Below are 16,423 nucleotides of genomic sequence, written 5' to 3'. Positions count from 1 at the left end.
AGCTTATATTTGTTACATTAATGGTATTATTAATAATACACAAACCCTTAAGTCTTATGAAAAATCTAGTATGTATGTTTTTGATGGTATTCGCTTTAAGCGTTTCCGCGCAGTCCGATAAGCAAGATTGGTTAACAGATTACAAAGCTGCAATAACGGCTGCTAAAACTCAAGACAAACCTTTATTAGTATTTGCTGTTGATGGTTCAGATTCGGAGGCGTTGCGCTTGTTGGAGCAAGAATTTTTTCAGTGGGAAGGCCTAAAGTCAATGGCAGACGAAGTCATTTTCTTAAAGCTCGATATCGATAGTGACCTGTACGCAAAACGTATGGCCATTCACTTAACCAAGAGTAAAACGACACCTGCTTTAGCATTGGCTTCAAATGATCAATCTGTGATAGGAACGCCATTAAATAAAATTACCCCACAAAATATTAAAACTTTTATCGAGTTTTTAAACGAAACATTATAAGGCTAGCTTATGCCAGGATTTGAATTATTTGGAGATTTAGAGCGAAAGGAAGTTCATGACGTTTTAGACAGTGGTGTATTAATGCGCTACGGTTTTGACGGGATGCGTAACGGTCATTGGAAAGCGAAAGAACTAGAGGTAGAACTTCAATGTACCTTTGAGGTAAATCATGCGCAATTGGTATCAAGTGGTACTGCTGCGGTTTCAGTTGCTTTAGCCTCTGCAGGAGTGGGAGCAGGTGATGAAGTGATTATGCCCACCTTTACATTTGTTGCTAGTTTTGAGGCTATTTTAATGTTAGGTGCCATCCCAGTATTAGTAGATATAGATGATACCTTAACCTTAGATCCTCAGGCTGTAGAACAGGCCATAACACCAAAGACCAAAGCGGTTATGGTAGTGCAAATGTGTGGGAGTATGGGGCACATGGACGCCTTAAGGAGCTTATGTGATCATCATAATCTTATTTTTGTAGAAGATGCTTGCCAAGCTATTGGTGGCACTTACAATAAAAAGCCTTTGGGAAGTATTGCTGACTTAGGTTGCTTTTCATTCGACTTTGTTAAAACCATTACCTGTGGAGAAGGTGGCGCTGTAATTACCAATAATCCCAAATACTATACCCATGCCGATTATTATAGTGATCATGGTCATGATCATGAGGGGACCGATAGGGGAGCAGAGACGCATCCATTTTTAGGCTATAACTTTAGAATTTCAGAGCTGCATGCGGCTGTTGGCTTGGCACAAATCAAACGCTTACCAGAGTTTTTGACCGTTCAAAAAAAGAACTACACACTACTTCGTGATGCCATTGCCAGAGTGCCTGGTGTCACATTTAGAAAGGTGCCAAAAGGCGGTGTAGAAAGTTATGCCTTTCTTAATTTTTTCTTGCCAGATCTAGAGTCTGCTCGTAAAGTTTCCGCAGCATTTAAACAAAACGGTCTGGACGTTTGCTTTCATTATTATGATAACAATTGGCATTACTTTAGAAAATGGCAACATTTATCAGAGCAAAAATCGCTGTATCCTTTAGCTTCGGAAGTCAAACAAGGTTTACAAGAACTTCAAAATAAAACTTTTGACCAGTCTGATCACTACATAGGTCGAAACATCTCTTGTCTTATAAAATTATCTTGGACGGAAGAACAAGTTCAGGAGCGTGCTCGTAAAATGGTGTCATGCATTAAAAGCTGTTTATAGCATTTCAGCAATAAAAACTGCATTGTAGGGGTTTTGTATAGGTCATAAATTAGAAATCATTAAAAGAGATTTATAATTTTATGCTAAACAAATTGTCATGCGATTTCAATACTATTCTCTTTCACTAATCATCTTAATTTTTAAGGTATCTCTTGCTCAGCAAAAGGCCCTTGATGTTTCTGATAGCCAAAACCACGCTTCGGGACTTGAGGATGGAAGCTTTTCACTTCATAATAATCCAGACCGTAATAATAAGATCACAACAAATAATACGAGCAGCATAGACGTCACTTACGCAGATTTAGTATGGTCTGACGAGTTTGATACAGACGGTGCAATTGATCCAAATAAATGGTTTCATCAAACGCAGTTACCGGCTGGAGGCAGTTGGTTTAATGGGGAGCAACAGCACTATACAGACCGTATTGAAAATTCATTTGTACAGAACGGTTTTTTAAATATTACCGCTATTGCAGAACCGTTTACAGATCAAGGCGTCAGCAAGCAATACACCTCTGCGCGTCTTAATTCTAAATTTGCATTTACTTATGGCAGGGTAGATGTCAAAGCAAAGCTGCCCTTTGGTGAGGGGACTTGGCCAGCTATTTGGACCTTAGGCAAAAATGTAAATGAAGATGGTGGTTATTGGGACGAAAACTACGGCACCCACAATTGGCCGTACTGTGGTGAAATTGATATTATGGAACACGGTATTAGGAAAACAAATCAAGTAAATAGTGCATTGCACATGCCATGTAAAGGTTGTTTTGGGGAGACTATACATTTTAAGGCCCAAGTTTTAAATGATGTTGCTAATGAGTTTCATGTGTATAGTGTGAATTGGTCGCCTAACCAAATTACATTCCTAATTGATGGAGAGGCATTTTACAGCTATCAGCCAGCAGTAAAGAATGACAAGACATGGCCTTATGATAAGGATCAATATCTGTTACTCAACATAGCTCTAGGGGGTATCGCGGGTGAACTCAGTTCTGATTATACGCAAAGTACAATGGCCATTGATTATGTAAGAATTTATCAAAATAAGAATGGCAATATTGTAGACTGATTTTTAAGATCAATTTAAAATAGATATAAGTGTTCATTTAATTGATCTAATGAGGTGTAGAACCAATACAACGATCGGGCATATAGCCTATAATTTAAAGATTAAATTAAGGTTGTATTAAGGCCAAACAGTTAAAAAAAACTGGTGGTATAATTATAACATGATCCGTATTTGGATTTTAAAGTATGGATTTCAAACAGAAAATACTCAGTTTAATAACCTACATATTCTACAATCTCTAGACCGTAGCCAATAATCCCAACACGTTTGGTCTGTTGGCTATTAGAGATTAATTTTAGTTTGTGAATATTGATATCATGTAGTATTTGTGCGCCAATTCCAAAATCTTTGGAGTCCATTTCAATTCTCGGGGCTTTTACAATCTCGCCTTCCACTTGATTCTTTTTCAGTACGGATAGTCGTTTTAAAAGATTCATGGATTCTGCTTGTTGATTGATAAACAAGATGGCTCCTTTACCTTCAGTATTAACGACTCTAAACATATCGTCTAACTTTTCGTCAGCATTATTGGTGAGCGTACCTAAGATGTCATCGTTAACCAATGTGCTGTTGACACGGGTTAATATCGATTCATTTTTAGACCATGTTCCTTTGGTAAGTGCAATATGAATTTGGTCATTTGTAGTTTGCTCGTAAGCTCTTAATCTAAAGTTTCCGAAGCGTGTTTCAATATTGAAATCCTCCTTTTTAACAATTAAGCTATCGTGCTCCATACGGTAAGCCACAAGATCTTCTATAGAAATGATCTTTAAATCGAATTTTTTAGCAACCTTGGTGAGTTCTGGTAAGCGGGCCATTGTACCATCTTCGTTAAGAATTTCAACTAAGATTCCTGCAGGTTGAAAACCAGCCAAACGAGCCAAGTCTACAGCTGCCTCAGTATGCCCTGTACGTCTTAAAACCCCACCGTTTTTAGCTTTGAGCGGAAAGATATGACCAGGTCGACCTAAATCTCCAGGTTTTGTATCCTTATCAACCAATGCTTTTATGGTTTTGGCCCTATCATGCACCGAAATACCTGTGGTACAACCATGACCTATCAAATCTACCGAAACTGTAAATTGGGTATGATGTAGCACTGTATTGTTCTGTACCATCATGGTCAAATCTAATTCATCACAACGATCTTCGGTTAATGGGGCACAAATTAAGCCTCTCCCGTACTTCGCCATAAAGTTGATCATCTCAGGTGTAACCGCTTCTGAAGCCGCGATAAAATCACCTTCATTTTCTCGGTTTTCATCGTCAACTACAATAATTACCTTGCCTTGCTTTATATCTGCAATAGCATCTTGTATAGAGTCCAACTGAATATGGTTTGTTCGTTTTGATGTTTCGGTCATCATAAAATAGAAATTTTAGATTGCAAAGATATGGCTTATTTGAGGTCTAGAGAAAAGTCCTCTGCGATTTTATTGCGTCTTAAGTAAAAGGCTAACGGATAGAAAAGAATGCCTAAAAAGATCAAAAACGGACTTTTGGACACTTTTTTATCTTCGATATACGTATAGATTTTATGTAAATCAAAAGTAGATTTTACATAGTAAATGATAAAAATAAGAGCGGCTATAATGCAAAGTTGAAGCGATGAGCTTGCAAACTCTGGAAATTTATTATTCTTGAATACAAAATGTAGTACAAGAAGCGGAATCGCGATATAGTAAAACACCAACGCCATTTTAGCATAGAATTTATAATCTTGATGTTTGCTCTCAAAAGCCGCCGTGTTTGAAATCGTTACGGCATCATCTTCTATAATATCTAAATCGCTGAGAATGGCTTCATCAAGCTTCAATTCAAGAGCGCTCCTGTTTTTTTGCTTCTTCTTAGAACGGATATTGAACAATTTTTTAATAGGTTCAATAATGTGGTCAAATTCAAAAAGGCCTCTGTCTTTTGTGGCTCGCGTTGTTAAAAAGACACTTAAAGGAAGCATTATGGCCGTGGAGAGCCATGTCGCGAGTATAGGGCTAAAAGAACCGTCTTGCGAGCTATTTTTGGAAAAAATCCCAATGAAGTGATAGGTTAAAAACAGTAAAATGGCAATGACCAATGGCAATCCAATTCCCCCTTTTCTAATTAATGCTCCTAATGGTGCACCTACAAAGAATAGAATAATACAGGCTATCCCCAACACATATTTCTCATGAAGTGAAATCACGTGTTTACTGAGCCATTTGGTAGATAAGGTAAAACCAGATTTATTACTCGAAATAATTTGCTTGGTGCTTGTCACCGTATTTGAGGCCAAACTTAAGAGCTGAATTTTTGTTCTATCATTAAAGAGTTCAATGATCTCTCCCTTATACAAAGAGTCTTTCTTAGGTGAGATATTGGTTTTTAGTGTATTGATAGAGGTTCTCTGGTAAAGGGTGTTTGAGAAGTTTTGCTCATGTTCCCTTTTCTTCTGATAAAGACTATCTATTGTGTAATTTAAAGCAGAAACATCCAACATGTTAAACCGGTTATCATAGCTCTTGTCATCAATATCAACCTCATTAAGCCCTTCTATATCTACGTTGATGGTATAGGTTTCAAAATAACTTTTGGCGTGAGGTTTTTTTCTGTTTTGCTTTGGGTTTTTACGGTTAAAAATCTCTTCGTATCTGTTGCCTTCGTAGAGAACCAATTGTAAAATATTAGAATCTTCGCTACTTTTTAGTTCGCCACGTTTTGCAATTATTATTTTTCTGTTGGTAGGTGAGGTAACAGATTTTTCGTGAATAACCACTGTTTCTAAAAACTCGTCATTCTCGCCAGATTTCTTTTCAACTTTAATATTGTAACTGCCAATATCATTAAATTGACCTTCAGAAATGGCCAAAGCGGGTTTTACTTTAGCAATATTCTTTCTAAGATTATAGACATTATAATTGGCCCAAGGGATCACGTTATTTGCAAAAATAAAGGTCACCACACCCAAAAACACAATAAAGAAACTCAAACTACGCATGGCACGCTGTAAAGAGATGCCCGTAGATTTCATGGCGGCGAACTCATAATTCTCGGCAAATGAGCCAAAAACCATGATAGAAACCAATAAAATAGTGAGTGGTAAAATTAATGGAATAAGGGTGGGAGTAATGTAAAGCAATAATTTTACAATCACAAAGCTGTCTAAATCCTTACCTGCCAAATCGCCGATATATAACCAAATGGCCTGTAAAACAAAAATGAACATGAGTATTAAAAACACGCTCACAAAAGTTTTTAGGTAGGTCGTTAGTATGTACCTATCTAGTATTTTCATTATAATCCCTGCAAAAGAGAGAATTTTTATTTTAAGTTATTGGCTTAAATTTAAGGCCATTACAAACAACTAATTAATGGGATTTATTAGGTATTAATCTAATTTGTTGATGTAATAATTCTTGTACTTACTCTGGTCAAAAGTAAATAAGGATTTTGAAACAGGCTCGTTCGTTTTAAAAGAATTAACAGTAAGCGTGGTCTGTGTACCATTTTTGCCAGTTTCGATAAGATTGTAGATATGCTTTGTATTGGCATCAATACCTAAAAGAATGTGTTTGATTTCAGAGTTGCTATCCATAGGAATCAATTTTACATACTGTATTTTACGACCTCTTACATCCTGAACAATATCCATTTTATAAGAATAACCTTCTTTGTAAAAAGACAACATTTTACTAGGGGTAATGGTGTTTTCATCTTCAGTATTATCTGATGAAATGGTAACTTCCTCGTCTTCTGGGCTAATGGTATACATGGTTTTTCCATCAAAAATACGGGTCACACCTAAGATGTTTAAACGGTATTTATCACCTTGCATAGCGACATCACCACGAGTTTCTTGATTAATATTTTCACTGGCATTATTGAGCACATATTTAAAATCTATGGCAATATTGTCATAAGACTTTGCTTTTTTATAAACGTCATTTAATAAAGCTTCTGCTTTATCAGAATTTTGTGCAAATGATAATGTGCCTACTAAAAGAGTAAAAAGTATACTTAGTTTTTTCATGATTATTTTGTGTTTCGCTTTCGCGGAAATTTTATGTTGTTTTATTTTTTTTAACCTTCATTAGATAAGAGTTCATCTAGAGCAACAAGATCTGTAATCAACACCTGACGTGCTTTACTGCCCTCAAATCCACCGACAATACCAGCAGCTTCCAACTGATCTATCAGTCGTCCGGCTCTGTTGTAGCCCAGTTTTAATTTTCGTTGTAGTAAAGAGGCAGATCCCTGTTGTGCGGTAACAATGATTTCAGCAGCTTCTCTAAACAATTTATCACGGTCATCAATGTTATTATCAAGAGTTGTGCCACCTTCTTCCCCTACATACTCTGGCAGAAGATAAGCATCTGGGTAGGCTTTTTGTCCACCAATAAATTCCGTGATTTTTTCAACCTCAGGGGTATCTACAAAAGCACACTGAATCCTGGTAATGTCATTACCTTGCGTATACAGCATGTCTCCACGACCAATCAATTGATCGGCTCCAGAACCGTCTAAAATGGTACGCGAATCTATTTTAGAAGTCACCCTAAATGCAATACGCGCAGGGAAATTCGCTTTAATAATCCCTGTGATCACGTTAACAGAAGGGCGCTGTGTCGCAATAATCAAATGTATTCCGATAGCACGTGCCAACTGCGCTAACCTAGCAATAGGCGTTTCTACCTCCTTACCAGCGGTCATAATTAAATCGGCAAACTCATCAACCACCAAAACAATATATGGTAAAAAATGATGCCCGTCGTTAGGGTTGAGTTTCCGTGCCTTAAATTTGACATTATATTCCTTAATGTTTCTACAGAGTGCATTTTTGAGCATCTCATAGCGATTGTCCATTTCAATACACAAGGAGTTCAAGGTATTGATAACCTTAGTATTATCTGTAATAATGGCTTCCTCACTGTCTGGAAGTTTTGCTAAATAATGGCGTTCTATTTTATTAAAAAGCGTAAGCTCCACCTTTTTAGGATCTACCAAAACAAATTTAACTTCCGCAGGATGTTTTTTGTAAAGTAAGGACGTCAACACAGCATTTAAACCGACGGATTTTCCTTGACCTGTAGCACCTGCCATAAGCATATGTGGCATTTTGGCGAGATCTACCACAAAGGTTTCGTTACTAATGGTTTTACCAAAAGCAATAGGCAGTTCCATATCGGTTTTTTGAAATTTCTGTGAGGCAATCACAGAGCGCATGGATACAATGGTAGAACTCTTATTGGGAACTTCAATACCAATGGTGCCCTTACCAGGAATAGGAGCAATAATTCTAATCCCTAAAGCTGAGAGCGACAACGCAATATCATCTTCAAGATTTTTAATTTTAGAAATACGAACTCCAGCCTCTGGTACAATTTCATACAAGGTTACTGTAGGGCCAATGGTAGCTTTAATGCTAGAGATTCCAATTTTATAATTGTTTAAGGTCTCAACAATTTTATTTTTATTTTCCTCAAGTTCTTCTTGGTTGATTGTGATCCCCTCAGTATCGTATTTTTTCAAAAGGTTCAACGGCGGAAACTGAAATTTGCTTAACTCTAAGGTAGGGTCAAACTGTCCGAAATCTTCAACCAGTTTATTTGAAAGATTATCTTCTTCGGAAACTTCCTCTTCGGTAGTTTCAATCTCAATATCCAATTCGGTATCGTCTTCTTTTACTTCGGAAACTTTAACGGGAACATCAAATGTGACTTTTGATTCTGAAGGTTTTTCCGAAGCGATTTTCTTTTCAGGTTGTTTTTTAGAATCGTCTGCATTAAGATCGAAGGCAGATTTAATATCTTCAGCTTCGGCAGTAAGGTCGTTATCTAAAGCTACAACGGAATCTTCATCTCGGTCGTTATTAAGGTCTGATTTTATATCTGATTTCGCAGTTTTGAAAAATTGTACGATGGCAGGACCCGTAACTTTAAATCGAATGGCCAAATAGATGATGAATACAAAGAGCAGTAAAAGTACCGTTCCAATTTTACCAATATAATCCTTTAAAAAAGTGTTCATTTCAAAACCGATGATTCCGCCTAGGATATCATAACGGTGTGAAAAAAATCCGAAGAAAATAGAAAGCCAAATAGCAATGAGTGTTCCCCATATCCAATGACGGGTCAAACGGGTTTTAGGAATGTCTAGAGTGATATAAATTCCTGATAAAAATAAAAGGCCAGAGAATATAAAGGAGGATACACCAAATCCTTGATTGATAAAGATGTCACTTACCCAAGCGCCCAATTTATTAAGCCAATTTTCGGCTTCAACCTCACGCTGAGTTAATTGGGATAAGGTGCTTTGGTCTGCATCTCCCGTAAATAAGTAAGATAAAAAAGCAATAAACATCAAAACACCCAAGATAATCAACAAGCTCCCAAAAATGAGCTTTTGCTGGCTTGTCAACTTCATTTCGATTTTTCGAAATGATTTATTAAGCTTTGGAGACGGTTTTGACTTGCTTTTGGATTTGGTTTTTCGTTTCGCCATGCTAACCTTCCGCAAAAACGGAACTCTTTATAATCAATTTAAGATGCTAATTAGAGAACGAAAAGGTAAGACTGTTTTTCAAATTTACCAACGTTCACAATGAAGCAAAAGTACAAATTGTTAACGGTTATCCTAACTCAAATCGTATTTATAGTAGCTTCGGAATATAAATAATAAGCGCCACAATAAATGCAGAAACCGCTCCAATAAAGACAGCTCCCGCGGCAATATCCTTGATGCGTCCTATGCTAGAATGTAGATCGGGATGAACAAAATCTGCTATATATTCAATAGCAGTATTGACGCCTTCTAGACTAATGACCATGCCGATGCAAATTACCTGTAGAATCCATTCTGTTCTAGAAATATTAAAATAGAAACCAGCAAGCGTAACCAATAGGCCCAAAGCCAATTGAATTTTAGCGCTTGCCTCTGTTCTTATTAAGTATACCGCACCTTTATAAGCATAGCCTACACTTTTTAATCTATTAACAAGAAATGATTCTTTTTTCTTGTCCATTAGTTTAAGGCATCCAAAGCAGCTTTATAATTTGGTTCATCAGCAATTTCACTAACTTGCTCTGTGTAAATGACTTCACCATCAGGGTTCACAACTACTACAGCCCTAGAGAGAAGCCCCTCAAACGCACTGTCTGTAATTGCCGCGCCATAAGATTTGCCGAAATTTCCATCTTTAAAATCGGAAAGATTTACAACATTTTCCAATCCCTCTGCAGCACAAAAACGATCTAGTGCAAAGGGTAAATCTCTAGAAATGCATAGTACTTTCGTATTATCCAATCCACTAGCTTTTTCATTAAATTCCCTAACAGATGTTGCGCAAACACCAGTATCTACACTAGGAAAAATGTTTAAAACGAGATTGTGACCAGAAAAATCTGAAAGTGATTTTTCCTGTAAATCAGTTGAAGTTAATTTGAAATCTGGAGCTTTTGTTCCTTTTTTAGGAAGTTGACCAGACGTGTGAATTTCAGAACCTTTTAGAGTTATTGTTGCCATAATTTTAGTTTTTAGTTGATGTTTAAAATTACATATATTTAATCTCTAAACCTGCTTCATCGCTGTATTTTTACAATTGTTTAACAGCTGGATTCAGAATTGAAAAGAGATTATAAGATGAAGAACTTGTGAGAAGCTTTAGATTGATAGCAGATCATCCTTAAAATGTTCCCACGATACCAATTGTATTTGCTCCGAAACAAAAATTCCATGAAACGGATTTCTTTTTTTGGGGATAGCTATAAGCGTTTTCATTGAATAGAAACTTATCCATACTATCCACGACTATAATGCTCAAGGCAGCGCTAAAGGCGACGTCTGAGATCCAATGAGCGTCATCGATCAATCTTGATGCTGGTGGTATGGCTCCAATGGCATACACCCCAGCTTTGATCCATATATTGTCAAACTGTTTCGCAATAGCGTGTGCCATAGTGATGGAGAGTACGGTGTGTCCGGATGGAAAGGAATGGAAAGCACCCGACTTGGAAAAAGGCGAGAAATTTAAGTTATCGTCATTGGCATTTGGTCGTTGTCTCCCCACAGCATTTTTCAAGAAGGTTTGCATTAGGCCTGTAGTTATAGATGAACTAATAATGAGCACACTGGTTTTTCTGATTTTTTCGTTTTTTGTAAGCACACCAAAACCATAAAGACCAGCATTGGCCAAAAAGTAATTTTGCGGGCTCCCAAAATACCATCCGAAGTCTCGTAATACCTCAGGAACATTTTTTTTACCATTAGATACAAAATCCCTAACAGGATCATCTGCTAAGGTCATAGCTGCGGTACCTGCAAATAAAATTCCCATTTTGGCATAATCTTTTCCTTTCCAATATAGAGGGCGTGAAAATCCATGCCCAACACTTTTTAAGGTGTATTGGGCATCATATTTTATTAATTGCCAATATGAAGACGTATCACTAGGCTTAGATGGATCTAAATTTTGCGCTGTTATGTGTAGATGACCAAACAAAAGAGCGATCCCAAAAAGCAGAAATGCTAGTTTCAAATGCTTAGCGTAATTCAGCACCAAGTTCTTTCTCAAAATTAGCTTGCAACTTGTTCATTATTTTATCGACCTGCTTATCCGTCATTGTCTTTTGTTCATCTTGAAACACAAAACTTACAGCATAACTTTTCTTGCCTTTAGGAAGATTTTTGCCTTGGTATACATCAAAAAGATCGACGTCAATCAATAATCTTTTTTCAGTTTGAGACGCAATGTGATCAATATCTCCAAAAGAAACCGCGTCATTAATTAATAATGCAAAATCACGTCTTACTTCTGGATATTTAGGGATATCCTTAAACATCACATTGTGATGTCTAACTAACTTTATGATATTATCCCAATTAAAATCGGCAAATAAAACCTCTTGATCAATATCAAAATGTTTTAAAACACGCTTGCTCACAAGGCCAAATTCTACTAAACGTTCTTTGCCTAAAGACAAGCAAATACCTTCTGAAAAGAAATCCTTATCAATAGCAGAGACCCTGTGACCAGTGATTCCCAAACGGCTCAATATCGCATTTACGACGCCTTTCATATAAAAGAAATCACTCTTTGTTTCAGAACTGTTCCAACGTCTTTGGGTTTTGTTACCGGTTAAAAACAGAGAAAGATGCTTAAATTCTTCTCGGCTTTCACTGTAATTATGGTATGTTTTACCAAACTCAAATAATTTGAGATCTTGTCGTTTACGGTTTAAATTATGTCTCACAGCTTCTAATCCTGAGAATAATAAACTTTGTCGCATCACGCTAAGATCGTTACTCAAAGGATTTAGCATCTCTACGCTATGGTCATCCTTAAGATCTTCGGTTAGCGCTATGTACTTAGGAGTCGTCAACGAGTTGGAAAGAATTTCAAAAAAACCTTGAGAGGCCAATTGATTTCCTATAATATTCTGCAATTTAAAATCCTCAAATCTTGAGGTATTAGATATGGAAGCATTGAGTTTTTCAGTGGTCTTGATATTATTGTAACCATAAACTCTAAGGATTTCCTCTATAACATCGGCTTCACGTTGCACATCGTTTCTATAGGCAGGGACGGTAAGGCCTAATCCGGTTTCGGTAACGTTGTTGATTTTGATTTCTAGGGAGGTCAAAATGCTCTTAATGGTTTCCTTCGGAAGATCTTCGCCAATTAACTTTTTAGCATTCTCAAAACTTACACGAACTTGGAAATCTTCAATTTTCTTAGGGTAGAAATCCATTAAATCACTGGTAACATCACCTCCGGCTATTTCCTGAATGAGTAATGCTGCTCTTTTTAAAGCATATTCAGTAATATTTGGATCAATACCGCGCTCAAATCTAAATGACGCATCTGTATTAAGGGCATGTCTTTTAGCTGTTTTTCTAATGCTCACGGGATTAAAGAAAGCACTCTCTAAAAAGATACTCGTGGTATGTTCGGTCACGCCAGAATAAGCACCTCCAAAAACACCTGCTATGCACATTGGTTTTTCTGCATCACAGATCATGAGATCTTCTGCACTCAACTTTCGTTCAACACCATCTAGAGTTTCAAAAACTGTTCCTTCTGGAAGAGTTTTTACAATGACTTTATTACCTGAAATTTTATTAGCATCAAAAGCGTGCAATGGTTGCCCTAATTCATGCAACACATAATTAGTAACGTCTACAACATTATTTTTTGGTGTCAAGCCAATGGCCTTCAATCGGTTTTGTAACCATTTTGGGGAGTCTGTTACTTTAATGCCAGAAATGGTAAGGCCACAATACCTCGGGGCCAAAGTGTTATTTTTAACATCGATGTCAATTTTTAGCGTTCTGTTTTCGACGTGAAATGCACTTACCGAAGGGGTTATGAATTCGGTTTTAATATCTTCTTGTATTAGACCCGCTCTAAGATCACGTGCGACTCCAAAATGACTCATGGCATCAGCCCGATTAGGCGTAAGTCCGATTTCAAAAATCTTGTCATTTTCTATCTCGAAGAGTTCTGCAGCTGGAGTACCTACTTTAATATTTGCATCTAAAACCATAATCCCGTCATGGGATTTGCCCAATCCAAGTTCATCTTCAGCGCAAATCATTCCGTGACTTTCCTCTCCTCTAATCTTACCTTTTTTAATGGTCCAAGCTTCACCTTCCGCAGTATATAAAGTCGTGCCAATAGTGGCAACCGGTACCTTCTGTCCTTTGGCAACATTGGGCGCGCCACATACAATTTGTAATGGGGTGTCTTGACCAATGTCTACAGTGGTTACTTTTAAACGGTCGGCATTGCTATGTTGGTTACAGGTCAAGACCTCTCCAACAACAATTCCTTCTAATCCGCCTTTTACAGATTGATAGGTGTCAATGCCTTCAATCTCTAATCCTAAATCGGTTAAGAGTTCGCCAGTTTTTTCTGCCGTCCAATCGGTTTTTAAGAACTGCTTGAGCCAGTTATATGAAATTTTCATGAGTTTTTTCTAAATGAGGGGCAAAGATAATAAACTGCTTAGTTTTATAAATGCCACAAAGGTTTTCTTTGTAAGAAGTTTATCTTTGTCGAGACTTACAATCTCTTAAAGCGCTCCCATGTTTAAATATTTTAGTGGTTTTATTGTATTCATTACTTTATCTGTTACCCTGTTTTCTTGTAATTTGAATGCTCCAGATCCTTTAGAGCAAGGGACTTGGCGAGCTGAATTACAGTTAACCGATACCGAAGTGCTTCCTTTTAATTTTGAAGTGACTGCTAAATCTTCTTTAAAGATTTTTAATGCAGAAGAGGTCATACAAGTAAATGAAATGACTTACACTAACGATAGTGTACGCATCCAAATGCCCGTTTTTGAAGGATTTATCAAGGCTAAACATAGCCAAGGTAAGTTGAAAGGTCATTTTTTTATAGAAAGTTTGGATAGAACCGTACCTTTTTCGGCAGATCTTGATAATGACCAACGTTTTCTGGTTTCAGAAGCAGCGCCAACCACAGATGTTAGTGGCAGTTGGGAAACGGTATTTAGTCCAGATTCCGAAGAAGATAGGTATTTGGGTAAAGGTGTTTTTGAACAAAAGGGCAAAGAGGTTACCGGTACTTTTTTAACCACAACAGGAGACTATAGGTATTTGGAAGGCGTAATTGATGGCGATGACGTGAAGCTTTCTGCTTTTGATGGATCGCACGCCTTTTTATTTACAGCAAAAGTGACCGATAGTAGCATGACAGGCATGTTTTATTCTGGCAGCCATTGGCAAGAGCCTTTTACAGCAAAACGAAATGCTGATTTTGAATTAGCAGATGCTAACGAACTTACGTTTTTAAAAGAAGGTTATGAGCAATTAGAGTTTACATTTCCAGATACCAATGGACGTCCAGTATCTTTAACCGATAAGCAATTTAAAGATAAGGTAGTCGTGGTTCAAATTATGGGATCTTGGTGTCCTAATTGTTTGGATGAGAGCCGATATTATTCTGAATATTACAACACAAATTCTGATAAAGATCTAGAATTTGTAGCCTTAGCCTTTGAATATGCAAAGAGTCCTGAGGCGGCTTTCGAGAACATCAACCGCCTAAAGGAAAATCTGGCAATAGGGTATCCCATTCTTTTAGCGCAATATGGCTCTTCTGATAAGAAAGAGGCTCAAGAGAAGTTACCAATGCTCAACCATATTTTATCTTATCCAACCTCAATCATTATCGATAAAAAAGGTAAAGTTCGTAAGATTCACACAGGTTTTAATGGTCCTGCAACTGGAGAGAAGTTCAGGGAATTTAAAGAAGATTTCACCGGTTTTATAGAGCAATTGTTAGCAGAGTAATTGGTTAAATTTGTTGTTGCTTGATCTTTACTGAAACCAGCCTTATGTCTAAAATCTATTGTACTTTTACGGCATGATTACAGTTGTACTTATTGGCGCAGGTAATGTTGCCACTCATTTATATAAAGCGTTTTCTGCTTCGGAAAAGGTAAGCGTCACACAATGGTTTAATAGACATCGAGAAACGTTGGAGTCTTATAAAAATGAAGTTGAGATTATCGACGATTTTTCAAATATTAAAGAGGCAGACGTCTATATTATCGCTGTTAGTGATGATGCCATTTCTAAAGTTTCCCGAAAACTACCTTTTAAAAACCGATTGGTAGTGCATACTTCGGGAAGTGTTATCATGCATGATCTTGATAAAAAGCATAGGCGAGGCGTGTTTTATCCGCTTCAAACTTTTTCAAAATCTGCTGACATTGATTTTTTAGACGTTCCAATTTGTTTAGAGGTCTTAGATAAGAAGGACTATCCTTTAATCAAGACATTGGCCCGAGCCATTAGTAATAATGTAAAGCGTATTAATAGTGATCAAAGAGCTGCCTTGCATTTAGGGGCTGTGTTTGTCAATAACTTTACCAACCAACTGTACCGAGTGGCGCATGAGATTACAGAGTCTCAGGGTGCGGAATTCGATTTATTAAAGCCTTTAATTACAGAAACGGCTAAGAAGGTGCAAAACTTATCACCATATCAAGCGCAAACAGGACCAGCACTTAGAAATGACAAAAAAACAATCAAGAACCATTTAGAACTCATAGAAAAGTCTAGCCACAAAGAGATCTATGAACTATTGACCAAATCGATTAAAAAAACCCATGGAAGATAAAAGTTATAAAGAATATTTAGAGCAAATCACCACCTTTATTTTAGATGTTGATGGAGTGCTTACAGATGGTACTGTGACCATAATGACCAATGGAGACATGCTTAGGAGTATGAATATAAAAGACGGTTATGCTTTAAAAACAGCTATAGATGCCGGCTTTAACGTCTGTATCATTTCTGGAGGGAGTAATCTTGGCGTTCAAAAACGATTAGAGGGTTTAGGTATTACTGATATCTATTTGGGAGCGCATCAAAAAGTGAATCAGTTTAGGGAGTATCTTAAAAGTAAAAATATAAAAGCAGAGCATGTTTTGTATATGGGGGATGATATCCCAGACGTTCCCGTTATGAAGTTAGTAGCGCTGCCAACCTGTCCGCAAGATGCCGCCATAGAGGTCAAAGGAATCAGTAAATATGTGTCTCATAAACTAGGGGGCAAAGGAGCAGTAAGAGACGTTATTGAGCAGGTTATGAAAGTTCAGGACAAATGGGATGGCAATTTTGAAGCCAAGTACGATTGAGTTAAAAGGGAATGAAAACACAAAACCGAAATCTCTGG

The 16,423-nt window shown here is 37.1% G+C and carries 14 protein-coding genes; 6 read left to right on the top strand and 8 right to left on the bottom strand.

The annotated features are described in order from the left end of the window. Positions 1-56 precede the first annotated feature (56 nt). From P176_RS0101025 to P176_RS18740, 3 genes are all read left to right on the top strand, one after another. A complete protein-coding gene (locus tag P176_RS0101025) occupies positions 57-473 on the top strand; it encodes a thioredoxin family protein (protein WP_197022122.1) in 417 nt (138 codons plus the stop codon). 9 nt (positions 474-482) lie between these two features. Next, positions 483-1,676: a DegT/DnrJ/EryC1/StrS aminotransferase family protein gene (locus P176_RS0101020; RefSeq protein WP_026752960.1), complete on the top strand. Its 1,194-nt coding sequence runs from the start codon at positions 483-485 to the stop codon at positions 1,674-1,676. Between the two features lie 97 nt (positions 1,677-1,773). After that, entirely contained in the window at positions 1,774-2,745 is a 972-nt protein-coding gene (locus tag P176_RS18740) for a family 16 glycosylhydrolase (protein ID WP_051605349.1), read from the top strand. A 212-nt stretch (positions 2,746-2,957) separates the two neighbouring features. Here P176_RS18740 and ribB read toward each other — a convergent pair whose 3' ends face one another. The 8 genes from ribB to pheT form a co-directional block, all read right to left on the bottom strand. After that, a complete protein-coding gene (gene ribB, locus P176_RS0101010; RefSeq protein WP_156033187.1) occupies positions 2,958-4,109 on the bottom strand; it encodes a 3,4-dihydroxy-2-butanone-4-phosphate synthase in 1,152 nt (383 codons plus the stop codon). A gap of 35 nt (positions 4,110-4,144) precedes the next feature. Further along, a complete protein-coding gene (locus tag P176_RS18735; protein ID WP_081820649.1) occupies positions 4,145-6,016 on the bottom strand; it encodes an LptF/LptG family permease in 1,872 nt (623 codons plus the stop codon). Positions 6,017-6,109: 93 nt separating this feature from the next. Then, complete coding sequence (locus P176_RS0101000; RefSeq protein ID WP_026752958.1) at positions 6,110-6,751, bottom strand: outer membrane lipoprotein carrier protein LolA; 642 nt, start codon at positions 6,749-6,751, stop codon at positions 6,110-6,112. A gap of 50 nt (positions 6,752-6,801) precedes the next feature. Further along, positions 6,802-9,222 (bottom strand): DNA translocase FtsK, encoded by a 2,421-nt coding sequence (locus tag P176_RS0100995; protein WP_026752957.1) that lies wholly within the window; start codon positions 9,220-9,222, stop codon positions 6,802-6,804. A gap of 148 nt (positions 9,223-9,370) precedes the next feature. Next, on the bottom strand, positions 9,371-9,742 hold the full coding sequence (locus P176_RS0100990) for a diacylglycerol kinase family protein (RefSeq protein WP_026752956.1): 372 nt from the start codon (positions 9,740-9,742) through the stop codon (positions 9,371-9,373). Next, complete coding sequence (tpx, locus tag P176_RS0100985; protein ID WP_026752955.1) at positions 9,742-10,242, bottom strand: thiol peroxidase; 501 nt, start codon at positions 10,240-10,242, stop codon at positions 9,742-9,744. The genes P176_RS0100990 and tpx overlap by 1 nt, the downstream gene beginning before the upstream one ends. 160 nt (positions 10,243-10,402) lie before the next feature. Next, positions 10,403-11,254, bottom strand: coding sequence for a phosphatase PAP2 family protein (locus tag P176_RS0100980; protein WP_026752954.1), 852 nt, complete (start codon positions 11,252-11,254; stop codon positions 10,403-10,405). A gap of 4 nt (positions 11,255-11,258) precedes the next feature. Continuing rightward, a complete protein-coding gene (gene pheT / locus P176_RS0100975) occupies positions 11,259-13,685 on the bottom strand; it encodes a phenylalanine--tRNA ligase subunit beta (RefSeq protein ID WP_026752953.1) in 2,427 nt (808 codons plus the stop codon). Between the two features lie 118 nt (positions 13,686-13,803). On the opposite strand from pheT, the gene P176_RS0100970 reads away from it, so the two are divergent. From P176_RS0100970 to P176_RS0100960, 3 genes are all read left to right on the top strand, one after another. Then, complete coding sequence (locus P176_RS0100970) at positions 13,804-15,033, top strand: peroxiredoxin (protein WP_037348599.1); 1,230 nt, start codon at positions 13,804-13,806, stop codon at positions 15,031-15,033. A 73-nt stretch (positions 15,034-15,106) separates the two neighbouring features. Beyond that, complete coding sequence (locus tag P176_RS0100965; protein WP_026752951.1) at positions 15,107-15,865, top strand: Rossmann-like and DUF2520 domain-containing protein; 759 nt, start codon at positions 15,107-15,109, stop codon at positions 15,863-15,865. Then, positions 15,855-16,385, top strand: coding sequence for an HAD family hydrolase (locus tag P176_RS0100960; RefSeq protein ID WP_026752950.1), 531 nt, complete (start codon positions 15,855-15,857; stop codon positions 16,383-16,385). The genes P176_RS0100965 and P176_RS0100960 overlap by 11 nt, the downstream gene beginning before the upstream one ends. The last annotated feature ends 38 nt before the right edge of the window (positions 16,386-16,423 follow it).

Origin of the sequence: Sediminibacter sp. Hel_I_10 (assembly GCF_000688335.1) — a bacterium.
Classification (GTDB): Bacteria; Bacteroidota; Bacteroidia; order Flavobacteriales; family Flavobacteriaceae; genus Psychroserpens.
This window is presented reverse-complemented; position numbering and strand designations above follow the sequence as displayed.

Excerpts from the sequence above, each read along its gene's own strand:
- pheT (WP_026752953.1), bottom strand. The coding sequence starts at position 13,685 with ATGAAAATTTCATATAACTGGCTCAAGCAGTTCTTAAAAACCGATTGG.
- P176_RS18740 (WP_051605349.1), top strand. The coding sequence starts at position 1,774 with ATGCGATTTCAATACTATTCTCTTTCACTAATCATCTTAATTTTTAAG.
- P176_RS0100995 (WP_026752957.1), bottom strand. The coding sequence starts at position 9,222 with ATGGCGAAACGAAAAACCAAATCCAAAAGCAAGTCAAAACCGTCTCCA.
- P176_RS0101000 (WP_026752958.1), bottom strand. The coding sequence starts at position 6,751 with ATGAAAAAACTAAGTATACTTTTTACTCTTTTAGTAGGCACATTATCA.
- P176_RS0100990 (WP_026752956.1), bottom strand. The coding sequence starts at position 9,742 with ATGGACAAGAAAAAAGAATCATTTCTTGTTAATAGATTAAAAAGTGTA.
- P176_RS0101020 (WP_026752960.1), top strand. The coding sequence starts at position 483 with ATGCCAGGATTTGAATTATTTGGAGATTTAGAGCGAAAGGAAGTTCAT.
- P176_RS0101025 (WP_197022122.1), top strand. The coding sequence starts at position 57 with ATGAAAAATCTAGTATGTATGTTTTTGATGGTATTCGCTTTAAGCGTT.
- P176_RS0100960 (WP_026752950.1), top strand. The coding sequence starts at position 15,855 with ATGGAAGATAAAAGTTATAAAGAATATTTAGAGCAAATCACCACCTTT.
- ribB (WP_156033187.1), bottom strand. The coding sequence starts at position 4,109 with ATGACCGAAACATCAAAACGAACAAACCATATTCAGTTGGACTCTATA.
- tpx (WP_026752955.1), bottom strand. The coding sequence starts at position 10,242 with ATGGCAACAATAACTCTAAAAGGTTCTGAAATTCACACGTCTGGTCAA.
- P176_RS0100970 (WP_037348599.1), top strand. The coding sequence starts at position 13,804 with ATGTTTAAATATTTTAGTGGTTTTATTGTATTCATTACTTTATCTGTT.
- P176_RS0100965 (WP_026752951.1), top strand. The coding sequence starts at position 15,107 with ATGATTACAGTTGTACTTATTGGCGCAGGTAATGTTGCCACTCATTTA.
- P176_RS18735 (WP_081820649.1), bottom strand. The coding sequence starts at position 6,016 with ATGAAAATACTAGATAGGTACATACTAACGACCTACCTAAAAACTTTT.